Origin of the sequence: Streptomyces sp. NPDC053427, from assembly GCF_044544985.1 — a bacterium.
Lineage (GTDB): Bacteria > Actinomycetota > Actinomycetes > Streptomycetales > Streptomycetaceae > Streptomyces.
The window spans coordinates 337889-355664 of sequence record NZ_JBITYA010000002.1 but is presented as its reverse complement, the minus strand read 5'-3'; the positions used below and the strand labels follow the sequence as shown (position 1 = coordinate 355664).

16 protein-coding genes, 2 tRNA genes and 1 pseudogene are annotated in these 17776 nt (G+C 71.2%); 16 read left to right on the top strand and 3 right to left on the bottom strand.

Annotation, left to right across the window (positions count from 1 at the left end; genetic code table 11):
- Positions 1-23: 23 nt before the first annotated feature.
- Complete coding sequence (locus ACIGWZ_RS06335; protein ID WP_400061396.1) at positions 24-1157, top strand: hypothetical protein; 1134 nt, start codon at positions 24-26, stop codon at positions 1155-1157.
- On the opposite strand, the gene ACIGWZ_RS06330 is transcribed toward ACIGWZ_RS06335, so the two are convergent.
- Positions 1120-2223 (bottom strand): M48 family metallopeptidase, encoded by a 1104-nt coding sequence (locus ACIGWZ_RS06330; protein WP_400061394.1) that lies wholly within the window; start codon positions 2221-2223, stop codon positions 1120-1122. The genes ACIGWZ_RS06335 and ACIGWZ_RS06330 overlap by 38 nt on opposite strands.
- 130 nt (positions 2224-2353) lie before the next feature.
- Between ACIGWZ_RS06330 and ACIGWZ_RS06325 the strand changes: the two genes are divergently transcribed.
- From ACIGWZ_RS06325 to ACIGWZ_RS06295, 7 genes are all read left to right on the top strand, one after another.
- Positions 2354-2506, top strand: a complete 153-nt coding sequence (locus ACIGWZ_RS06325) for a hypothetical protein (RefSeq protein WP_400061392.1) — start codon at positions 2354-2356, stop codon at positions 2504-2506.
- A 70-nt stretch (positions 2507-2576) separates the two neighbouring features.
- Positions 2577-2786, top strand: coding sequence for a hypothetical protein (locus tag ACIGWZ_RS06320; protein WP_400062045.1), 210 nt, complete (start codon positions 2577-2579; stop codon positions 2784-2786).
- A gap of 52 nt (positions 2787-2838) precedes the next feature.
- Positions 2839-3450 carry a nicotinate-nucleotide adenylyltransferase gene (gene nadD, locus ACIGWZ_RS06315; protein WP_400061390.1) on the top strand — a complete coding sequence of 204 codons (612 nt, stop codon included), beginning with the start codon at positions 2839-2841 and terminating at the stop codon, positions 3448-3450.
- 24 nt (positions 3451-3474) lie between these two features.
- A complete protein-coding gene (locus tag ACIGWZ_RS06310; RefSeq protein WP_400061388.1) occupies positions 3475-5313 on the top strand; it encodes a LytR C-terminal domain-containing protein in 1839 nt (612 codons plus the stop codon).
- A 186-nt stretch (positions 5314-5499) separates the two neighbouring features.
- Positions 5500-5934: a ribosome silencing factor gene (rsfS, locus tag ACIGWZ_RS06305; protein ID WP_400061386.1), complete on the top strand. Its 435-nt coding sequence runs from the start codon at positions 5500-5502 to the stop codon at positions 5932-5934.
- Positions 5931-6584, top strand: coding sequence for a histidine phosphatase family protein (locus ACIGWZ_RS06300; protein WP_400062011.1), 654 nt, complete (start codon positions 5931-5933; stop codon positions 6582-6584). The genes rsfS and ACIGWZ_RS06300 overlap by 4 nt, the downstream gene beginning before the upstream one ends.
- 123 nt (positions 6585-6707) lie before the next feature.
- Positions 6708-6780: transfer RNA gene (locus tag ACIGWZ_RS06295), tRNA-Ala, on the top strand.
- Positions 6781-6843: 63 nt separating this feature from the next.
- Here ACIGWZ_RS06295 and ACIGWZ_RS06290 read toward each other — a convergent pair.
- A complete protein-coding gene (locus ACIGWZ_RS06290) occupies positions 6844-7020 on the bottom strand; it encodes a hypothetical protein (RefSeq protein WP_400061384.1) in 177 nt (58 codons plus the stop codon).
- Here ACIGWZ_RS06290 and ACIGWZ_RS06285 point away from each other — a divergent pair.
- From ACIGWZ_RS06285 to ACIGWZ_RS06275, 3 genes and pseudogenes are all read left to right on the top strand, one after another.
- A pseudogene (locus tag ACIGWZ_RS06285) lies at positions 6988-7833 on the top strand (MFS transporter); the annotation flags it as partial. The gene ACIGWZ_RS06290 and the pseudogene ACIGWZ_RS06285 sit on opposite strands and share 33 nt — an antisense overlap.
- 55 nt (positions 7834-7888) lie before the next feature.
- Complete coding sequence (locus tag ACIGWZ_RS06280; protein WP_400061382.1) at positions 7889-8137, top strand: hypothetical protein; 249 nt, start codon at positions 7889-7891, stop codon at positions 8135-8137.
- Between the two features lie 3 nt (positions 8138-8140).
- A complete protein-coding gene (locus ACIGWZ_RS06275) occupies positions 8141-8374 on the top strand; it encodes a hypothetical protein (RefSeq protein WP_360122434.1) in 234 nt (77 codons plus the stop codon).
- Positions 8375-8617: 243 nt separating this feature from the next.
- Here the strand turns inward: ACIGWZ_RS06275 and ACIGWZ_RS06270 are convergent, their stop codons facing one another.
- Positions 8618-9976, bottom strand: coding sequence for a glycosyltransferase 87 family protein (locus ACIGWZ_RS06270; protein WP_400061379.1), 1359 nt, complete (start codon positions 9974-9976; stop codon positions 8618-8620).
- A 153-nt stretch (positions 9977-10129) separates the two neighbouring features.
- On the opposite strand from ACIGWZ_RS06270, the gene ACIGWZ_RS06265 reads away from it, so the two are divergent.
- From ACIGWZ_RS06265 to ACIGWZ_RS06245, 5 genes are all read left to right on the top strand, one after another.
- Positions 10130-10202, top strand: a tRNA-Ala gene (locus ACIGWZ_RS06265).
- Between the two features lie 358 nt (positions 10203-10560).
- Complete coding sequence (locus tag ACIGWZ_RS06260; RefSeq protein ID WP_400061377.1) at positions 10561-12519, top strand: protease pro-enzyme activation domain-containing protein; 1959 nt, start codon at positions 10561-10563, stop codon at positions 12517-12519.
- A 283-nt stretch (positions 12520-12802) separates the two neighbouring features.
- Entirely contained in the window at positions 12803-15724 is a 2922-nt protein-coding gene (locus ACIGWZ_RS06255) for a leucine--tRNA ligase (protein ID WP_400061375.1), read from the top strand.
- Between the two features lie 176 nt (positions 15725-15900).
- Positions 15901-16683, top strand: a complete 783-nt coding sequence (locus tag ACIGWZ_RS06250; protein ID WP_400061373.1) for a hypothetical protein — start codon at positions 15901-15903, stop codon at positions 16681-16683.
- 170 nt (positions 16684-16853) lie between these two features.
- Positions 16854-17699 (top strand): DegV family protein, encoded by an 846-nt coding sequence (locus tag ACIGWZ_RS06245; protein ID WP_400061371.1) that lies wholly within the window; start codon positions 16854-16856, stop codon positions 17697-17699.
- Positions 17700-17776 lie beyond the last annotated feature (77 nt).

The following is a 17776-nucleotide window of genomic DNA, read 5'->3' as shown; positions in this document are numbered from 1 at the left end:
CCCGGCGGACCTACCCTAGTTGTATGACCGGGCCTGGTGACCCTCCCGAAGGGACGCCCAACGGCGCCCCGGGCGGCGGTGAGGACGAATACCGATCCGTTGTCTTCGACGAATCGTTTGTGCGCGCGGCGCGACTGCAGGAGTTCTCCGCCGACGAGCGGCTTGGTGAGCAGCACTCGCCCGCCGTCAAACCCCGCCACCGCTGGCTGCTGCGCGCCGCCGGCGGCTCCCGGCAGGCGATCCTGCTGGTGCTGTTGATCGTGCTCGCTTTCGGTACCGCCGTCTACATGGGCGTCCGCCATCCGTACAAGACTCCCGAGACCGCCCGGGTGCAGCCGCTGCGCTCCTCGGTCGTACCGCTCGCGCCGAACGGTGCCGTGCCGGGGGCGACGCCCGAGGATCTCTTTGCGCACAGCCCGGCGAAGGACTTCGCGGTCGGCGCCGCGGGTGTCAATCTGCCCTCCGTCGCCCGTACCGAGCACTTCTCCGACGGCCAGATCGTCTCCGCCCTGACCATCGCGAAGGATTACCTCGTGCGCTCCTCGCTGGATCCGGCCACGCTCACCGGCGGTTCCGTACGGCCGGTGCGGCTGCTGCTGGACACCGGCCAACTCGACCAGTTCGACCGGAGCATGACGCATCCCGACGACAACGGACGCCTTGCGGCGACCGGCTGGCTGGTCCGCTTCGACCCCCGGCAGACCCGGCTCGCCGACCGGAACGTACGGGTCAACGGCACGCTCTCGGCGACGGAATCGAGCCCGGACGCGCTCGATGTCACCGCCGACTACACCTTCGTCTACGCCGTACGGCCCACCGATCAGGCGTTGAAGACCGGCCCCGCCGACCATGGTGTGGGCAAGGTCACCCCGGGCGCCGCCTCGCTGTTCACCGTCCGGCGCGAGGTGCACTTCCGTATCGACCGGGACGGCCTGGCCGACCACCGCCTGGAAGTCGTGCAGAGCAACCTCCAGGCAGGGCCGCTGGCCTGCTCCTCGATGCCGGCCGACACCCTGCGCCCGCTGCTTGCCGGGCAGCGCGCCGGGTACGACCGGCCGACGAGCACCGACCCCTACGCCAGGGGCCGGGCCAATCCCTCCCTCTGCGGTGACCTGGCGCCTAGTGCCCAGCCGAGTCCGAGCCGTCCGATCCGTTAGCGCCGTCCGATCCGTTCGTGCCGCCGCCGGGGCGGGAGCCGCCACGGAAGACCGTGTCGCGCAGCTTGCCGCCCAAGTCGCCCGCACCGCCCGCGATATCGCGCACCAGGCCCATCAGCGGGTCCTTGCTGTTGCGCACCGAGTCGGCGTAGTGGGCCGCGGAGTCCCGGAAGGAGTCGGACACCGAGGCGTCCTTGTCCTCGTCCCGGCGCGGGTAGTGGCCGTCCATGATCCGCTGGTAGTCGCGGCTGGCCGCCCACTTCTTCAGCTCGGCCGCCCGCACGGTGGTGAACGGGTGGCTGCGCGGCAGCAGGTTCAGGATCTTCAGCACGGAGTCGCGCAGATCGCCGCCCGCCTCGTACTCCTCCGCCTGCTTGAGGAAGGCGTCGACGTTCATCTCGTGCAGATGGTTGCCGCCCGCCAGCTTCATCAGACCGCGCATCGAGGCCTGCAGATCCTGCCCGGCCAGCAGGCCGGCCCGGTCCGCGGACAGCTCCGACTTGCGGAACCACTCGCGCAGCGCCGTCACGATCGCCATGACCGCGACATTGCCCAGCGGGATCCAGGTGACCTTCGCCGCCAGATTCGTCAGGAACAGCAGGATCGTGCGGTACACGGCGTGACCGGACAGCGCATGGCCGACCTCATGGCCGATGACGGCCCGCATCTCCTCCTCGTCCAGGAGCTCGACCAGGCCGGTCGTCACCACGATGATCGGCTCGTCCAGGCCGATGCACATGGCGTTCGGGGTCGGGTCCTGGTTGACGTACATCGGCGGGACCTTCTCCAGGTCCAGGATGTAGCACGCGTCGCGCAGCATGTCGTTGAGGTGCGCGAACTGCTGGTCGCCGACCCGGACCGAGTCCGACAGGAACATCAGCCGCAGGCTGCGCTCCGGCAGCAGGCCGCTGAGCGTCTTGAAGACCGTGTCGAACCCGCTCAGCTTGCGCAGCGCCACCAGCGCCGAGCGGTCCGCCGGGTGTTCGTACGCCCGGGACGAGATGCCGGGGAACCGCCTACGGTCCCGGCTGGGTACGTTGTCGCTGCCGCCTGGGCTCTCCGTCATTGGGGCCTCCCCCTGTTCGACTTCGTGTGTTTCAGACTAGAGGACGCCACCGACAGCCGATTGGATGCTCGGGCGTACGCTGGCGATCGCACCAATGCCCGTACACGTTCGTACAAAAGGGAGCGCCCTCATGCTGCATTCGAGCATGCTGCTCGCCGCCGTCCAGCAGACCTCCAGGGCCGACGGCCCCGGCTGGATCCTGCGCACCGTGATCGTCGTCGGCGTCCTGGGCGCGATCCTCCTCGCGTGGTTCCTGCTGCGCGGTTACGGCAACCAGGACTGACCCCCGCAGCCGCCTTCGGGGGGCCGTGGGTGGAGTCGCCGTGAGCCCGCGGTGAGGGGACGCTTACGATGTGGCGGAAGTTACTGTCCGACCCCAGCCCGGATTGGTCCTGCCGACGATGAGCCTGCACCCCACCGCACAGTCCCTGGTCTCCCTCGCAGCCGAGCCCGGACACGAGGGCGGCCACGCCAGCCTCAGTCCCTTCCTGACCGGCGGTGGCGCCCTGTTTATCCTTCTTCTCCTGCTGTGGATCACGACCCGCTTCAACCGCGACCGCTGAGCCCCGGCACCGGCCCCCCGTCGGCGCGCGGCGCCCAGTAGGGTCTGCACGCATGGGAGAGCACACAGGGCCCGTGAAGCGGCGGCTCGGAGTGATGGGCGGGACGTTCGACCCGATCCATCACGGTCACCTTGTCGCCGCCAGCGAGGTGGCCAGCCAGTTCCACCTCGACGAGGTCATCTTCGTACCCACGGGACAGCCGTGGCAGAAGATCCACAAGACGGTGTCTCCGGCCGAGGACCGGTATCTGATGACGGTCATCGCGACCGCGTCGAATCCGCAGTTCTCCGTCAGCCGCATCGACATCGACCGTGGCGGCAAGACGTACACGATAGACACGCTGCGTGATCTGCGGGCCGAGCACCAGGACGCGGATCTTTTCTTCATCACCGGCGCCGATGCGCTCAGCCAGATCCTGACCTGGCACGATGCCGCGGAGCTGGTGTCGCTCGCGCACTTCATCGGGGTGACCAGGCCCGGCCATGTCCTCGCGGACCCGGGGCTGCCCGAGGGCGCGGTGTCGCTGATCGAGGTGCCCGCGCTGGCCATCTCCTCGACCGACTGCCGAGCGCGCGTCGCCCAGGGGGACCCGGTCTGGTACCTGGTGCCCGACGGAGTGGTGCGCTACATCGACAAGAAGCAGCTGTACCGCAGCGACCGCTGACGCACCTGACGGAAAGGGGCACCGGTGAGCGACCGACACGATCCGTACGGGCCGCAGGACCCGTATGCCCAGGACCCGTACGCCCAGGAGCGGCAGGGCCGGCCGGGCTACACCTACGACGCCTACGGGCAGCCGGTGTACCGCGACGCCTCCCAGGGGCCGTACGAGCAGTCCTACGACCAGTACGGGCAGCCGGTGGCGCCCGCGGCCCAGTCGTACGACGGCTATGACGGCTACGACCCGTACGGCGGGCAGCAGGGCCACCAGGGTGCGCAGCAGGGTCACCAGGGCGGCCAGCAGGGCCACCAGGGCGGGCAGCAGTACCCGGCGCAGCAGGAGTACGGCTACGACGCCTACGGCCGCCCGCCGGTGCAGCAGCAGAGCTATGCGCCGCAGTACGACCCGTACGCACAGCCCCAGCAGCAGCCCGGCCAGCAGCAGCCGGGCCACCAGGCCCAGCAGGACTGGATCCCGCAGCAGGCGCCGCGACCGCCGTACGAGCAGCCCGTGTACGACGAGGAGCCCCCGCCCGCACCCCGTGCGGAACCGGCCCCGTCGGCGCCCTCGGGCAACCCCGGCGGGCCCGGGACGGTGGCCGGTGCGGACGGCGACTACCGCACCGAGCAGTTCTCGTTCATCGAGGAGCCGGACGAGGACTCCGAAGACGTCATCGACTGGCTGAAGTTCACCGAGAGCCGCACCGAGCGGCGCGAGGAGGCCAAGCGGCGCGGCCGCAGCCGGATCGTCGCGCTGTCCGTCGTGCTCGCGCTCCTGGTGGCCGGCGGCGTCGGCTATCTGTGGTGGGCGGGGAAGCTGCCGGGGCTGGCCGGACCGGGCACCGACCGGTCCGCCGAGGCCGGCGGGCAGAAGCGGGACGTCCTCGTCGTCCATCTGCGGGACACCCGGAGCGGCAACAGCTCGACGGCGCTCCTGGTGGACAACACGACCACCCACAAGGGCACCACCGTCCTGTTGCCCAACAGCCTCGTCCTCCCCAAGGACGACGGGACGCCCACCACCTTGGCCAAGTCGGTCAAGGAGGACGGCGCCGACGCCACCAAGGACTCCCTCAACACCCTCCTGGGCACCGACCTCAAGGCCAGCTGGCGGCTGGACACTCCGTATCTGGAGAACCTCGTCGAGACGGTCGGCGGCATCACCCTCGACACCGACGCCACCGTGCCGGGCGCCAAGAAGGGCGACTCCCCGGTGGTCAAGCAGGGCCGCGCCCAGGACCTCAACGGCCAGGCGGCCGTGGCGTACGCCACTTATCAGGGACCCGGCGAGCCCCAGACCAGGCAGCTGCAGCGCTTCGGGCAGGTCATGCAGGCCACCTTGAAGAAGGTCTCCAGCGAGGCGGACGGCGCCACCGCCACCGTCAAGACGCTGCTCCAGGTCCTCGACCCGCCGCTGACCGAGGCCGAGCTGGGCAGCTCGCTGGCGCAGCGGGCGGAGCTGGCGAAGACCGGCGCGTACCGCACCACCCTGCTGCCGGTGCAGGCGAACGGCACGCTCGGCCAGGCCGCCTCGAACGCCGTGGTCAAGGACGTGCTCGGCGGCACGGTCAAGAAGACCGCCCCCGATGCCGTCGCCCGGGTCGCGGTCCGCAACGCCAGCGGTGTCCGGGGCGCCACCGGAAAGGCGCAGGTCGCGCTGCTCAACGGCGGCTACACCTTCGTCGACGACGGCAGCGTGACGGTGGCCAGGGCCGCGTCCCAGGTGACGTACGCGGACGCCGGCAAGAAGGCGAAGGCCGTGGAGGTCGCCAAGACGCTGGGGCTGTCGGCCGGTGCCGTCAAGCAGGGCAAGGGTGCCGCCAACGCGGACATCACCGTCGTCCTGGGCCAGGATTTCAAGGGCTGACCAGCGGGTTCGGGGCGCTCGAACCCCGATCGGACCTCCGGCCCAACGGTCGGCCGGAGGTTCGATCGAACGGGGAGGCGAAAAGCCCGCCGGGAGTGTCGGTGGTCCGTGAGACCCTTGAGGGGTACTCCACCGTCTCGCCGGCCGCCTCGGCCGGCGGACTGCCCCCGACCCGGAAAGCCGCTTGTGACCGCCACGGACCGCTCCATCGAGCTCATCAACGCCGCCGCTCAGGCAGCGGCCGACAAGCTCGCGCACGACATCATCGCGTACGACGTCAGCGACGTCCTCTCGATCACCGACGCCTTCCTGCTGGCGTCGGCGCCCAGCGACCGCCAGGTCAAGTCGATCGTCGACGAGATCGAGGAGCGGCTCAACAAGGACCTCGGCGCCAAGCCGGTGCGCCGCGAGGGCGACCGCGAGGCCCGCTGGGTGCTGCTCGACTACGTCGACATCGTGGTGCACGTCCAGCACAGCGAGGAGCGTGTCTTCTACGCGCTCGAGCGCCTGTGGAAGGACTGCCCCGAGATCGACCTCCCCGAGGAGGCCAAGGCGACCCGCGGCAAGGCCGCCGCGCACGCCGAGGCCACGGCGGGCGCGCAGGACGGAGAGCTGCACTGAACGGCACGAAATCCGACCGTGGCCGTCGCGTCGTCCTGTGGCGGCACGGCCAGACGGGCTGGAACCTCGAGCGCCGCTTCCAGGGCTCGACGGACATCGAGCTGACCGAGGCCGGCGTCGGGCAGGCGCGTCGCGCCGCCCGGCTGCTCGCCGCCCTCAGGCCGGACGCGATCATCGCCTCCGACCTGAGGCGCGCCGCCGCCACGGCGAACGAGCTGGCCGTCCTCACCCAGCTGGACGTGACGCACGACGCCGCACTGCGGGAGACGTACGCGGGCTCCTGGCAGGGGCTCACGCACGACGAGATCCTCGCGCAGTACGGCGAGCAGTACACGGCCTGGAAGCGCGGTGAGCCGGTGCGCCGCGGCGGTGGCGAACTGGAAACCGAGGTCGCCGACCGTGCCGCCCCGGTGGTGCTCAACCACGCCGACAAGCTGCCCGCGAACGGCACCCTGGTCGTCGTCAGCCACGGCGGCACCATCCGTACCACCATCGGCCGCCTCCTCGGCCTGGACGCCCACCACTGGGAGGGCCTGGGCGGCCTGTCGAACTGCTGCTGGTCCGTCCTGGGCGAGGGCGCCCGCGGATGGCGCCTCCTGGAGCACAACGCCGGCACCCTCCCCGAGCCGGTCCTCGGCGACGACGACTGACCCCGGACCGGCCGCCGCCACCGGCCTTCCGGGACCGGATTTCACATCTGGGCAGGTCGCAGGCTAAAGTTCATCTTGTTCGCGGCGCCGCCGGGGGAGACCCGGAGGAGCGGAACAAGACCCGGGGCTATAGCTCAGTTGGTAGAGCGCCTGCATGGCATGCAGGAGGTCAGGAGTTCAATTCTCCTTAGCTCCACAACCCGGAAGATCCCGTCCCCTCCGTCGAGGGGGCGGGATTTTTGCATGAGGTCGTCGGCGGTCATGGCGGCTGCGTCGTACGGGGCGGCAACGCCGACGCGCTCTCCCACTGGCGCTCCAGGTCCGCGCGGGCCTGCGAGGCGGGCCGCAGTGGGTCCGGGCAGCCGATCAGCGGGTCGAGGATGCCGCGCAGCGCCGCTGTCAGCTCGCGGCTCTCCTCATCGGCGCGGACCTCCATGCCTCGGGCGCCGCCCTCCAGTTGGTCATCGCCGGCTGCACCCTCGCGTACGCCGCGCTGCTGATCACCGGTGCGCGGCTGGGGGAACTGCTCGGCCCGCGGCGGGCGTTCCTCGCCGGGCTCGCGGTGTTCACCGGCGCCTCGCTGGCCTGTGGACTGGCCGTGGGCACCGGCCAGTTGATCGCCTTCCGGGTCATCCAGGGGGCGGGCGCGGCGGTGATGATTCCGCAGGTGCTGGGGCTCGTCCAGCGTACGTACACCGGTGCGGCGCGGGCGCGGGCGCTCGGGGCGTACACCGCGGTGATGGCCGTCGGCGCGGCGGGCGGGCAGATCGCGGGCGGGGCGCTGGTCGGCGCGGCGGTGCGCCGTTGATCGCGCCGCGGGTGGTGCGGGCCCCGGGGATGCCGCTTGCGGTGGTGCGGATCGCCGTGGTGATGGCCGTCAATGCGGGCTCTATGCGCCGCGCTGGTGGGCGTCGGGCCGGCGCTGAAGGACGGTGGGGACGGCGGCGTCTGGGCATGTGCCGGGTATGTTGCGGTCGGTTCCGGGCTCGGGTTCGCCCACGGTCCCCATCTGTCCGGTGCGTTGGCATCCGTACGCAAGGAGCACGCGGCGGATGCGAGCGGCCTGGTGGTGACCGTCAACCAGGTGGGGCTGCTGCTCGGGACATCGCTTTTCGGGACGCTCTTCCTTAATCGGCTGGGCGCGACGGGGGCGGATGCGGGGCCGCGGGCACTATGGGTGACGCTGCTCTCGCTGGCGGGCGCGGCGGCCGTGGGCGGGCTCGCCGGGTCGGCGAAAAGGCGGACCTGACCCCGTCGGTAGTCCGTGGCAGAATCGGACGGCGCCCAGGGGAGGAGTGATCGCGATGCCGCCGAGCATCCTTGAGGAGGTCAATGACCTGCTCGAATTGGCCGAGGCGCAGGGATATGACTGGTTGCCGGAATACGCGCTTCGCTTCACCTGCCCCGTCGACGGTCCCTGGACCGCCCGCCGCGGCGGCGACGCTTCCGCTTTGCAGTGTCCCTCGTGTGGTTCCTCCCATGTCGCCCAGGTGCTGGGCGACAATGGCGGCATTTCTTTCGTCTGCACGGCCTGCGGCCACAGTTGGAGCTGACTGATGGGCGCTCATAGCAGGAAATGCGACTGGTGCGGCAGCGGCACGCCCATCGTCCGTGACATGGAGCCGGTCAATTCCGATTACCAGTACTGGTGCGAGGAATGCGCCCGCGCCCTGGTCATAAAGGGCGACCCGATCGAGACCTACCGCGAGCTGGACGGGGAGCCGATCTACGGACGGCTGCTGGACGAGCACTGCACGCTGAAACGCTTCTACTCCTTCGCCACCGCCTGACCGGGCCGACCCGGCTCACCGGCCCGACCGGCCCCGGCGGGCGGAATTCGACGCCCCGCGAAGCCCTTTCCGGCCGATCCGGGCGGACCGCAACTCCCGCATCGGCACATGCGGGAGCGCCATCGCCGGGCGACAGACGCGGTGCGAGAACGCCGCCGAACCGACGCCCTCCACCGCGGCGTTACGCATTCCGCGGGCCCTGCGGCGGATGCGCAAGGGTCCGGGGCGCTGCGCCCTTTGCCGTCATGCCGCCGGAGACGCCGGCGCTCCCTCCTCATCCGCCGGGCGGGGGTCACGGTCGGGTCCAGGGCGCTCGCCGCGCCGCCACAGCCGGGCGGCGGTCAGCGCGAGCAGCGCCAGACCGGCGAGCGGGTAGACGTCGGAGAGCAGCATCTGGACGCCGTTCTGGTGCAGTTCCTGGTGGTGATTCCAGCGGTGCGGCACCCACCACAGCGCGAACGAGCTGAACAGGACGCCCATCACCGAGACGGTCGTCCAGCGGCGCCGGGCGGCCCGGCCACTGCGGCCCAGCGCCTCGGAGCCGAGCAGGATCAGCATCGGCACGGCCCACACCCAGTGGTGCGACCAGGAGATCGGGCTGACCAGCAGGGCGGTGGTGGCGCAGGCCACGGCCGCCCAGGCCCGCCGGCCGCGCAGCAGCGACCGGACCGCCAGCGTCAGCCCGAGCCCGGCGGTCAGCGCGGCCACCACGAGCCAGGCCGCACCCGGGTCGTGGGTGTGCAGCAGCCGGGCGAGGGCGCCGCGCAGCGACTGGTTCGCGGTGATCTCCACCTCGCCGACCCGGTCGGCGGCGAAGACGATCTCGGTCCAGAAGCGATGGGTGTCCCGCGGCAGTGCGAGCGCCGCGAGGAGGGCGGTGACGAGGAAGGTGAGGGTGGCCACGGCGGCCTGCCGCAGCCAGGGGTTCCAGGCGGCCCGCGCGCCCGCGCCGGAGCGCAGCAGTTTCACGGCGCGGACGACGCCGGCCAGCGCGAGGAAGACGGCGAACAGCGCCGGGGTGAGTTTGATACCGGCCGCGATGCCGGTGCCGATGCCCGCCCAGCGGTTGGTGTCCTTGCGGGTGAGGTCCCACAGCACCAGCACGGCAAGGAGGAGGTTTATCTGCCCGTAGCGCAGGGTCGTCCAGACCGGCTCGACCCACACCAGCAGCGCGGCGACCGCCAGCGTCGCCGCGGGCCGGGGCAGCCGCCGCGGCCGGCCGACCAGGCGTAGGGAGAGATGGACGACGCAGACGAACAGGGCGAGGTTGCCGGCGGTGGCGAGGGTGCGCATCGCCGGGACGCCGACGAGGGTGAGCGGGGTGAAGAGCAGCGCGGCGAAGGGGGGATAGGTGTTGGGCAGGTGGGCGGAGGTCGCCACCATGTCGTAGAGGTCCTCGCCGTTGCGGGCGGTCCAGCCCTCGGCGCGGTAGACCATGAGGTCGATCATGGTCACATGGGCGAGCCGCTGCGCGACCCAGAACGCGGTGAAGGAGACGGCGCAGGCCAGGGCCGCCATCAGGGTCGGGTGCCGGCGGAGGAGGCCCCGGAGGGGGGCGGAGCCGCGGGGGTCGGTGGGCTGTTCCAGCTCCAGCGCGGTCACGGCGTACGGCTCCCCAGGACGAATCGGGCATGGACGCTCGACAGTACCGTGGCGTCCGGCCGGAGGGCCCCGGCAGAACGATTTGGCAGAAGCCCGGGAGAGCCGTGTAATGTAGGCGATGCCGCAGCGGGGAACCGGGCGGAAACGCAGCAAGGGGCTATAGCTCAGTTGGTAGAGCGCCTGCATGGCATGCAGGAGGTCAGGAGTTCAATTCTCCTTAGCTCCACAGAATACGGAGTGGGTCGTCCGAGTCGGACGGCCCACTTTGTTGTGCGTTGTTGTACGGCACCGCCCGGACCGTGGGGAGTTCCTCCCGGGGTGTCCTGAAATTCGGTCAGCGGGCCGTCCGATGTGGCGAGTTGGCTTCCCTTTGCGGGCACCCTCGGTTCCGTTCCTGCCCGATCCTTGCCATTCCTTGGTCTCTTCTTGGTGATCGCATGCCCCTGACATGAACAGTTCACCGAAAGAGTGGCGGATCGCGTGAGCGTCACCAACGCCTTCACCGCTCGTGCGGCGACGCGCACCGGCGCACCGGAGCAGCGCGTCACCACGCAGCGCACCGCATCGCCACAGCAGGGGGTCATATGAGATCAACCCGCACCAGAGTTCCGCGCGTCCGCACCGGTCTGGCCTGGGCGGCGGCGCTGCCGCTGGTCGCCGGCGCGCTCGCGCTCGGCGCACCCGCGGCCGATGCCGCGGGCCACGACGGCGGCCGGCACGCGCTGCTGGGCACCAAGCCGCTGTGGGCCACCAACAAGACCGACCGGGGCGCCACGTCCGGCTCCACCGGCATCTCCGCCCGCGTCTACCTCGCCGGCCGCGACGCCAAGGGCCTGGCGAGCTACGCCAAGGCGGTGTCCGACCCGCACTCCGCCTCGTACGGGAAGTATCTGAGCGCCGCACAGGTACGCGCCCGCTACGGTGCCACGCACGACCAGATAGCCAAGGTGACCGACTGGCTGAAGAAGTCCGGCCTGAAGGTCACCGGAACCACCAATCGCTATGTCACGGTCCGGGGCGACGCGGCCGCCGCGCAGCGCGCCTTCGCCACCGACCTGCACAACTACCTCAAGAGCGGCCACACGTACCACGCGCCGTCGGCCACCGCCTCCGCGCCCGCCTCCCTGGCCGACGCGGTCCTCACGGTCACCGGCCTGGACAACGCGCCCCGGCTCGCCAGGCACCACTCCACCGAACTGCCGCCGCCGTCGCCGGTCTTCCGCAACTCCGGCCCGTTCTCCTCGTACTACGGGTCCAAGACCGACAAGAGCCTGCCGTCGGCCTACGGGAACAAGGCGCCGTACGCGATCAAGGGCTACACCGGTAAGCAGCTGCGCGCCGCCTACGGGGCGAAGAAGTGGACCGGCAAGGGCGTCACCGTGGCGATCACCGACGCCTACGCCTCGCCGACCATCGCCCAGGACGCGGGCAAGTACGCCGCCCGCAACGGCGACCAGCCCTACCGCCGCGGCCAGCTCTCCCAGGTGCTGCCCAAGGACTACTCGCACATCGAGGACTGCGGCGCGGCCGGCTGGTACGGCGAGGAGACCCTCGACGTCGAGGCCGTCCACGCGGTCGCCCCCGACTCCGACATCGTCTACGTCGGCGGCGCCTCCTGCCAGGACGACGATCTGCTCGACTCGCTCGGCAAGATCGTCGACGGGCATCTCGCCGACATCGTCTCCAACTCCTGGGGCGACATCGAGGCCAACGAGACGCCGGACGTGGCCGCCGCCTACGACCAGCTCTTCCAGCAGGGCGCCGTCCAGGGCATCGGCTTCTACTTCTCCTCCGGCGACAACGGCGACGAGGTCGCCAACACCGGCATCAAGCAGGTGGACACCCCGGCGAACTCCGCCTGGGTGACCGCCGTCGGCGGCACCTCGCTGGCCGTGGGCAAGCGCGACACGTACCAGTGGGAGACCGGCTGGGGCACCCTCAAGGCGACCCTCGCCAAGAGCGGCGGCGACTGGACCGGCTTCCCCGGCGCCTTCACCGGCGGCGCGGGCGGTGGCGTCAGCCACTCCGTCCAGCAGCCCTACTACCAGCGCGGCATCGTCCCCGACGGGCTCTCCACCGTCGCCCTCAAGGGCAGGATGCGTACCGTTCCGGACATCGCGGCGGTCGCCGACCCCAACACCGGATTCCTGGTCGGCCAGACCCAGACCCTGCCCGGCGGCAAGCTCGGCTACGACGAGTACCGCATCGGCGGCACCTCGCTGGCCGCGCCGGTGATCGCCGGCGTCCAGGCGCTGGCGCAGCAGGCCCGGCACGGCGTGGCCATCGGCTTCGCCAACCCCGGCATCTACCAGCGCTACGGCACCGCCGCGTACCACGACGTCACCGACCACCCGCTGGGCGCCGGCCGTGACCTGGCGGTCGTCCGCGTCGACTATGTCAACAGCACCGACGACAGCAAGGGCACCACGACCTCGCTGCGCAGCCTGGGCAAGGACAGCTCGCTCAAGGCGACCGTCGGCTACGACGACGTCACCGGCGTGGGCACCCCGGGCGCCGGCTATGTGAGCTCCTACCGCCCCTGAGGCGCTCCGGACGCCCCGGTGACCGGGGCGTCCGGGCGGCGGGGCCCGGCCGGGGGAATCCTCGGCGCGGGCCCCGCAGGCCCTGCGGTACCCTGGCGCCATGCGTGCCGTACGCCTTCTGCTTAGCGGGCCGCGCTGATCAGTCCCGACCGGGCCAACCGCTGTGGCCGCCCGGGCCGGCATCGGCGTGGCGTCCCCTCCTGTGTGAGGGGCATTTTTGTTTCCGCAGAAACCGTGTCCGCAGCAGCCGCAGGCAGAGACGATTGATGGAGCTTTGAGGACGATGAGCGAGACGACCACCTCCCCTGCTGGTAATGGCGCGGGCGGTGCCCCCACCGAGGTGGCAGCGCCGCACCGCTACACGGCCGCGCTGGCCGCCGACATCGAGGCACGCTGGCAGGACTTCTGGGAGACGGAGGGGACCTACGAGGCCCCGAACCCGGCAGGTGACCTGGCCGGCGACGCCGACCTGGTGGCCCGTCCCAAGAAGTTCATCATGGACATGTTCCCGTACCCGTCGGGCGCGGGCCTGCACGTCGGCCACCCGCTGGGCTTCATCGCCACCGACGTCTACGCCCGCCACCAGCGCATGACGGGCCACAACGTCCTGCACACCCTGGGCTTCGACGCCTTCGGCCTGCCCGCGGAGCAGTACGCCGTACAGACCGGCACCCACCCGCGGGTCTCCACCGAGGCCAACATCGTCAACATGCGGCGCCAGCTGCGCCGCCTGGGCCTGGGCCACGACCAGCGCCGCTCGATCGAGACGATCGACCCGGCGTACTACAAGTGGACCCAGTGGATCTTCCTGCAGGTCTTCAACTCCTGGTACGACCCGGAGGCGGACGCGGCCCGCCCGATCGACACCCTGGTCGACCAGTTCGAGTCCGGCGCCCGCCAGACCCCCGACGGGCGGGCCTGGAACGACCTGAGCGCCCTGGAGCGGGCCGACGTCCTGGGCGAGTACCGCCTGGCGTACGCCTCCGACGCGCCGGTCAACTGGTGCCCCGGCCTGGGCACGGTGCTGGCCAACGAGGAGGTCACGGCCGAGGGCCGCTCCGAGCGCGGGAACTACCCGGTCTTCAAGGCCAAGCTGCGCCAGTGGAACATGCGCATCACCGCCTACGCCGACCGCCTGCTGAACGACCTGGACGCGCTGGACTGGCCCGAGGCCATCAAGCTGCAGCAGCGCAACTGGATCGGCCGCTCCGAGGGCGCGCGCGTCGACTTCCCCGTCGGCGACTCCGACAAGATCACGGTCTTCACCACCCGCCAGGACACCCTGTTCGGCGCGACCTACATGGTGCTGGCGCCGGAGCACGACCTGATCTCGGGCTCCAACGGCACGCCCTCCATCGTCCCGGGTGCCTGGCCCGAGGGCACCCACGAGGTGTGGACCGGCGGCCACGCAACCCCCGCCGACGCCGTCGCCGCCTACCGCAAGCAGGCCGCCGCGAAGTCGGACGTCGAGCGGCAGGCCGAGGCCAAGGACAAGACCGGCGTCTTCACCGGCGTGTACGCCACCAACCCGGTCAGCGGCGAGCGGGTCCCGGTCTTCATCGCCGACTACGTGCTGATGGGCTACGGCACCGGCGCGATCATGGCCGTCCCGGCGCACGACGGCCGCGACTTCGCCTTCGCCCGCGCCTTCGAGCTGCCGATGCGCTGCGTGGTCGAGCCGTCGGACGGCCGCGGCATGGACCCCGCCACCTGGGACGACGCCTTCGCCTCGTACGACGCGAAGATCGTCAACTCGTCGAACGCGACGATCTCGCTGGACGGCCTGGGCGTGACCGAGGCCAAGGAGAAGATCACCCAGTGGCTGGAGTCCCAGGGCATCGGCGAGGGCACGGTCAACTTCCGGCTGCGTGACTGGCTGTTCAGCCGTCAGCGCTACTGGGGCGAGCCGTTCCCGATCGTCTACGACGAGGAGGGCGTGGCGCACGCGCTGCCCGCGTCGATGCTGCCGCTGGAGCTGCCGGAGGTCGAGGACTACTCGCCGCGCACCTTCGACGCGGACGACGCCGACACCCAGCCCGAGACCCCGCTGTCCCGTAATGAGGACTGGGTCAATGTCGAGCTGGACCTGGGCGACGGCAAGGGCGTGCGGCGCTTCCGCCGCGAGACCAACACCATGCCCAACTGGGCGGGTTCGTGCTGGTACGAGATGCGCTACCTGGACCCGCACAACGACGACGCGCTGGTCGACCCGGCCGTCGAGCAGTACTGGATGGGGCCGCGCGAGGGCCAGCCGCACGGCGGCGTCGACCTGTACGTGGGCGGCGCCGAGCACGCCGTACTGCACCTGCTGTACGCCCGCTTCTGGTCCAAGGTGCTGCACGACCTGGGGCACGTCTCGTCCGCCGAGCCGTTCCACAAGCTGTACAACCAGGGCATGATCCAGGCGTACGTCTACCGGGACGCCCGCGGCATCGCCGTCCCGGCGGCGGAGGCCGAGGAGCGCGACGGCGTCTTCTACTACGAGGGCGGCAAGGTCTCCCGGCTGCTGGGCAAGATGGGCAAGTCCCTGAAGAACGCCGTCACGCCGGACGAGATCTGCGCCGAGTACGGCGCGGACACCCTGCGCCTGTACGAGATGGCGATGGGCCCGCTGGACGTGTCGCGGCCGTGGGACACCCGGGCCGTCGTCGGTCAGTACCGCCTGCTGCAGCGCCTGTGGCGCAACGTCGTGGACGAGGCGACCGGCGAGGTCACCGTCGTCGACACGGAGCCGGACGAGGCGACCCTGCGGGCCCTGCACAAGGCCATCGACGGCGTCACCCAGGACATGGCGAACCTGCGGTTCAACACCGCCATCGCCAAGGTCACCGAGCTGAACAACCACCTGACCAAGACCGGCGGCCCGATCTCGCGCACGGTCGCCGACCAGCTGGTGCTGCTGATCGCCCCGCTGGCCCCGCACATCGCCGAGGAACTGTGGCGCAAGCTGGGCCACACCGACTCCGTGGTGCACGCCGACTTCCCCGTCGCCGACCCCGCGTACGTCGTGGACGAGACCGTGACCTGCGTCGTTCAGGTCAAGGGCAAGGTCAAGGCCCGGCTGGAGGTCGCCCCGACGATCTCCGACGCGGACCTGGAGGCGGCCGCGCTGGCCGATCCGGGCGTGGTCGCGGCGCTGGGCGGTGCGGGCATCCGGAAGGTGATCGTCCGGGCGCCGAAGCTGGTGAACATCGTCCCCGCGTAGCCGGCCGACGCGCGCCCGGGGTCGTCCTGGGCGCGCCGTCGCGTCCTGCATCGGGGGTTTCCCCTACGGGCAGGTTGGGGGTTCGTCTGGAACCCCTGGCCTGCCCGCGCCGTTTACGGTTGAGGGAGAGGGCGCGGGGCACGAACCGGCGCCTCCGAGACCGTTGGGGAGAGCCCATGGAAGTAGCCGTCGCGATCGTCGCGCTGCTCTTCGTGTTGTTCGTCGCTGCTGGGGTGATCGTCACGGTCAAGGCCGTCAAGGCGGCCAAGCGCGGTGTGGACCGTACGGTCGCCCAGGCCCGGCGCACCGTCGAGGACACCGGCCTGCACGCCCGTCGGCTCACCCAGCCGGGCGTGGTCGGCGAGCTGGCGCAGCTGCGGCTCTCGCTGCGCACCTCCATGCGCGCCACGCAGGAGGTGCTGCGTGGCGGCTCACCGGACGACGCCTCCCTCAGCGAGTCGATGAGCCTCTTCGCGCGCCTCAGCGCCCACGGCCATGAGCTGGACGAGGAACTCAAGCGCCTGGAGCGCGAGCCCGACCGCGCCACCATCGCGGCCCGCCTGCCGGAGCTGCGCGAGCGCATGGAGCGGATCACGCACTCCGCGGAGTCCCTGCGCTGGGCGGCCAGCGACCGGGCCCGGAAGTTCGCGGACGATGATCTGGCCGCGCTGACCGACCAGATCGATGTCGAGGCGGGCGCGCTGCGGCACTGGACACAGGAGCCGGCGCCGGGATCGGCGCAGGAGCCCGCCGGAGAGCCGGTGGCGTCGGCGGGCGCGGGCGGGGGCCCGTATTCCTCGGGCCCGGCGGGCGAGGAGTCTCCGGCGATCACGGCCCGGGACCCGCGCACCCGGCCGACCTACGCGTGGGAGAAGCCGCCGCGGGCGGAGGAGGAGGTCCGGGACGGGCGCCGGCCCCGGACGGAGCGCCCACCCCGGGCGGAGGGGACGTCGACGTGAACCGATCACGCAGCGCGCGAGGGGGAGGGGTGGGGCGGGGGCGGGGGGAGAGGCCTTAGTGTTGATGGCGGCGGCCGGAGGCCTCTTGGCAGAGCCTTGGCGAAACTTGGAGGATCTTGAGGAGGGGCCCGCACTGTCGGGTGCCGGGTTCCCCGGCTAACCTCCCAGTCATGTCCCGCCATGTCGTCATCGTCACCGATTCCACGGCCTACTTGCCACGGACGGCAATCGAGCGTCACCACATCACGGCCGTACCGCTGACCGTCGTCCTGGGGGACCAGGCCCTGGAAGAGGGCACCGAGATCTCCGCGAGATCCGTCGCCCAGGCGCTGCAGAAGCGCCGCTCGGTGACGACCTCGCGGCCCAGCCCCGCGACCTTCGCGGACACCTATCGCGCGGTCGCGGAGAGCGGTGCGAGCGGAATCGTCTCGCTGCACCTGTCCTCGGAGTTCTCCGGTACCTATGATGCGGCGGTGCTCGCGGCCAAGGAGGCGCCGGTGCCGGTGCGGGTCGTGGATACGGGGATGGTCGCGATGGCCCTCGGGTTCTGCGCCCTGGCGGCGGCCGAGGTGGCGGAGGCCGGCGGGGACGTCGACGAGGCGGTGGCGGCCGCGGAGAAGCGGGCCGCGGGCACCTCCGCCTATTTCTACGTCGACACCCTTGACTACCTGCGACGCGGCGGCCGGATCGGCGCGACGCAGGCGCTGCTCGGCTCGGCGCTGGCCGTCAAACCGATCCTCCAACTGGCCGACGGGCGGATCGAACTGCTGGAGAAGGTCCGTACGGCGTCCAAGGCCATCGCACGGCTGGAGGAGATCGCCGCGGAGCGGGCGGGGGAGGGCGAGGTCGACATCGCGGTCCACCATCTTGCGGCGGCGGAGCGTGCGGACGCACTGGCCCAGCGGCTTCGGGAGCGGGTCCCGGGACTGAACGAGCTGCATGTGAGCGAGGTGGGCGCGGTGATCGGGGCGCACACCGGGCCGGGGCTGCTGGGGGCCGTGGTCTCACCGAGGTGAGAGGCGTGCCGGGGCGCTCCTGTGGGTGACGTAGTTATCCACAACTGGCCCGATATCCACGGAATGTGAGGCGGCTC

Excerpts from the sequence above, each read along its gene's own strand:
- ACIGWZ_RS06245 (WP_400061371.1), top strand. The coding sequence starts at position 16,854 with ATGTCCCGCCATGTCGTCATCGTCACCGATTCCACGGCCTACTTGCCA.
- ACIGWZ_RS06335 (WP_400061396.1), top strand. The coding sequence starts at position 24 with ATGACCGGGCCTGGTGACCCTCCCGAAGGGACGCCCAACGGCGCCCCG.
- ACIGWZ_RS06325 (WP_400061392.1), top strand. The coding sequence starts at position 2,354 with ATGCTGCATTCGAGCATGCTGCTCGCCGCCGTCCAGCAGACCTCCAGG.
- ACIGWZ_RS06275 (WP_360122434.1), top strand. The coding sequence starts at position 8,141 with ATGGGCGCTCATAGCAGGAAATGCGACTGGTGCGGCAGCGGCACGCCC.
- ACIGWZ_RS06290 (WP_400061384.1), bottom strand. The coding sequence starts at position 7,020 with ATGGAGGTCCGCGCCGATGAGGAGAGCCGCGAGCTGACAGCGGCGCTG.
- ACIGWZ_RS06250 (WP_400061373.1), top strand. The coding sequence starts at position 15,901 with ATGGAAGTAGCCGTCGCGATCGTCGCGCTGCTCTTCGTGTTGTTCGTC.
- ACIGWZ_RS06255 (WP_400061375.1), top strand. The coding sequence starts at position 12,803 with ATGAGCGAGACGACCACCTCCCCTGCTGGTAATGGCGCGGGCGGTGCC.
- nadD (WP_400061390.1), top strand. The coding sequence starts at position 2,839 with ATGGGAGAGCACACAGGGCCCGTGAAGCGGCGGCTCGGAGTGATGGGC.
- ACIGWZ_RS06260 (WP_400061377.1), top strand. The coding sequence starts at position 10,561 with ATGAGATCAACCCGCACCAGAGTTCCGCGCGTCCGCACCGGTCTGGCC.
- ACIGWZ_RS06280 (WP_400061382.1), top strand. The coding sequence starts at position 7,889 with ATGCCGCCGAGCATCCTTGAGGAGGTCAATGACCTGCTCGAATTGGCC.
- ACIGWZ_RS06330 (WP_400061394.1), bottom strand. The coding sequence starts at position 2,223 with ATGACGGAGAGCCCAGGCGGCAGCGACAACGTACCCAGCCGGGACCGT.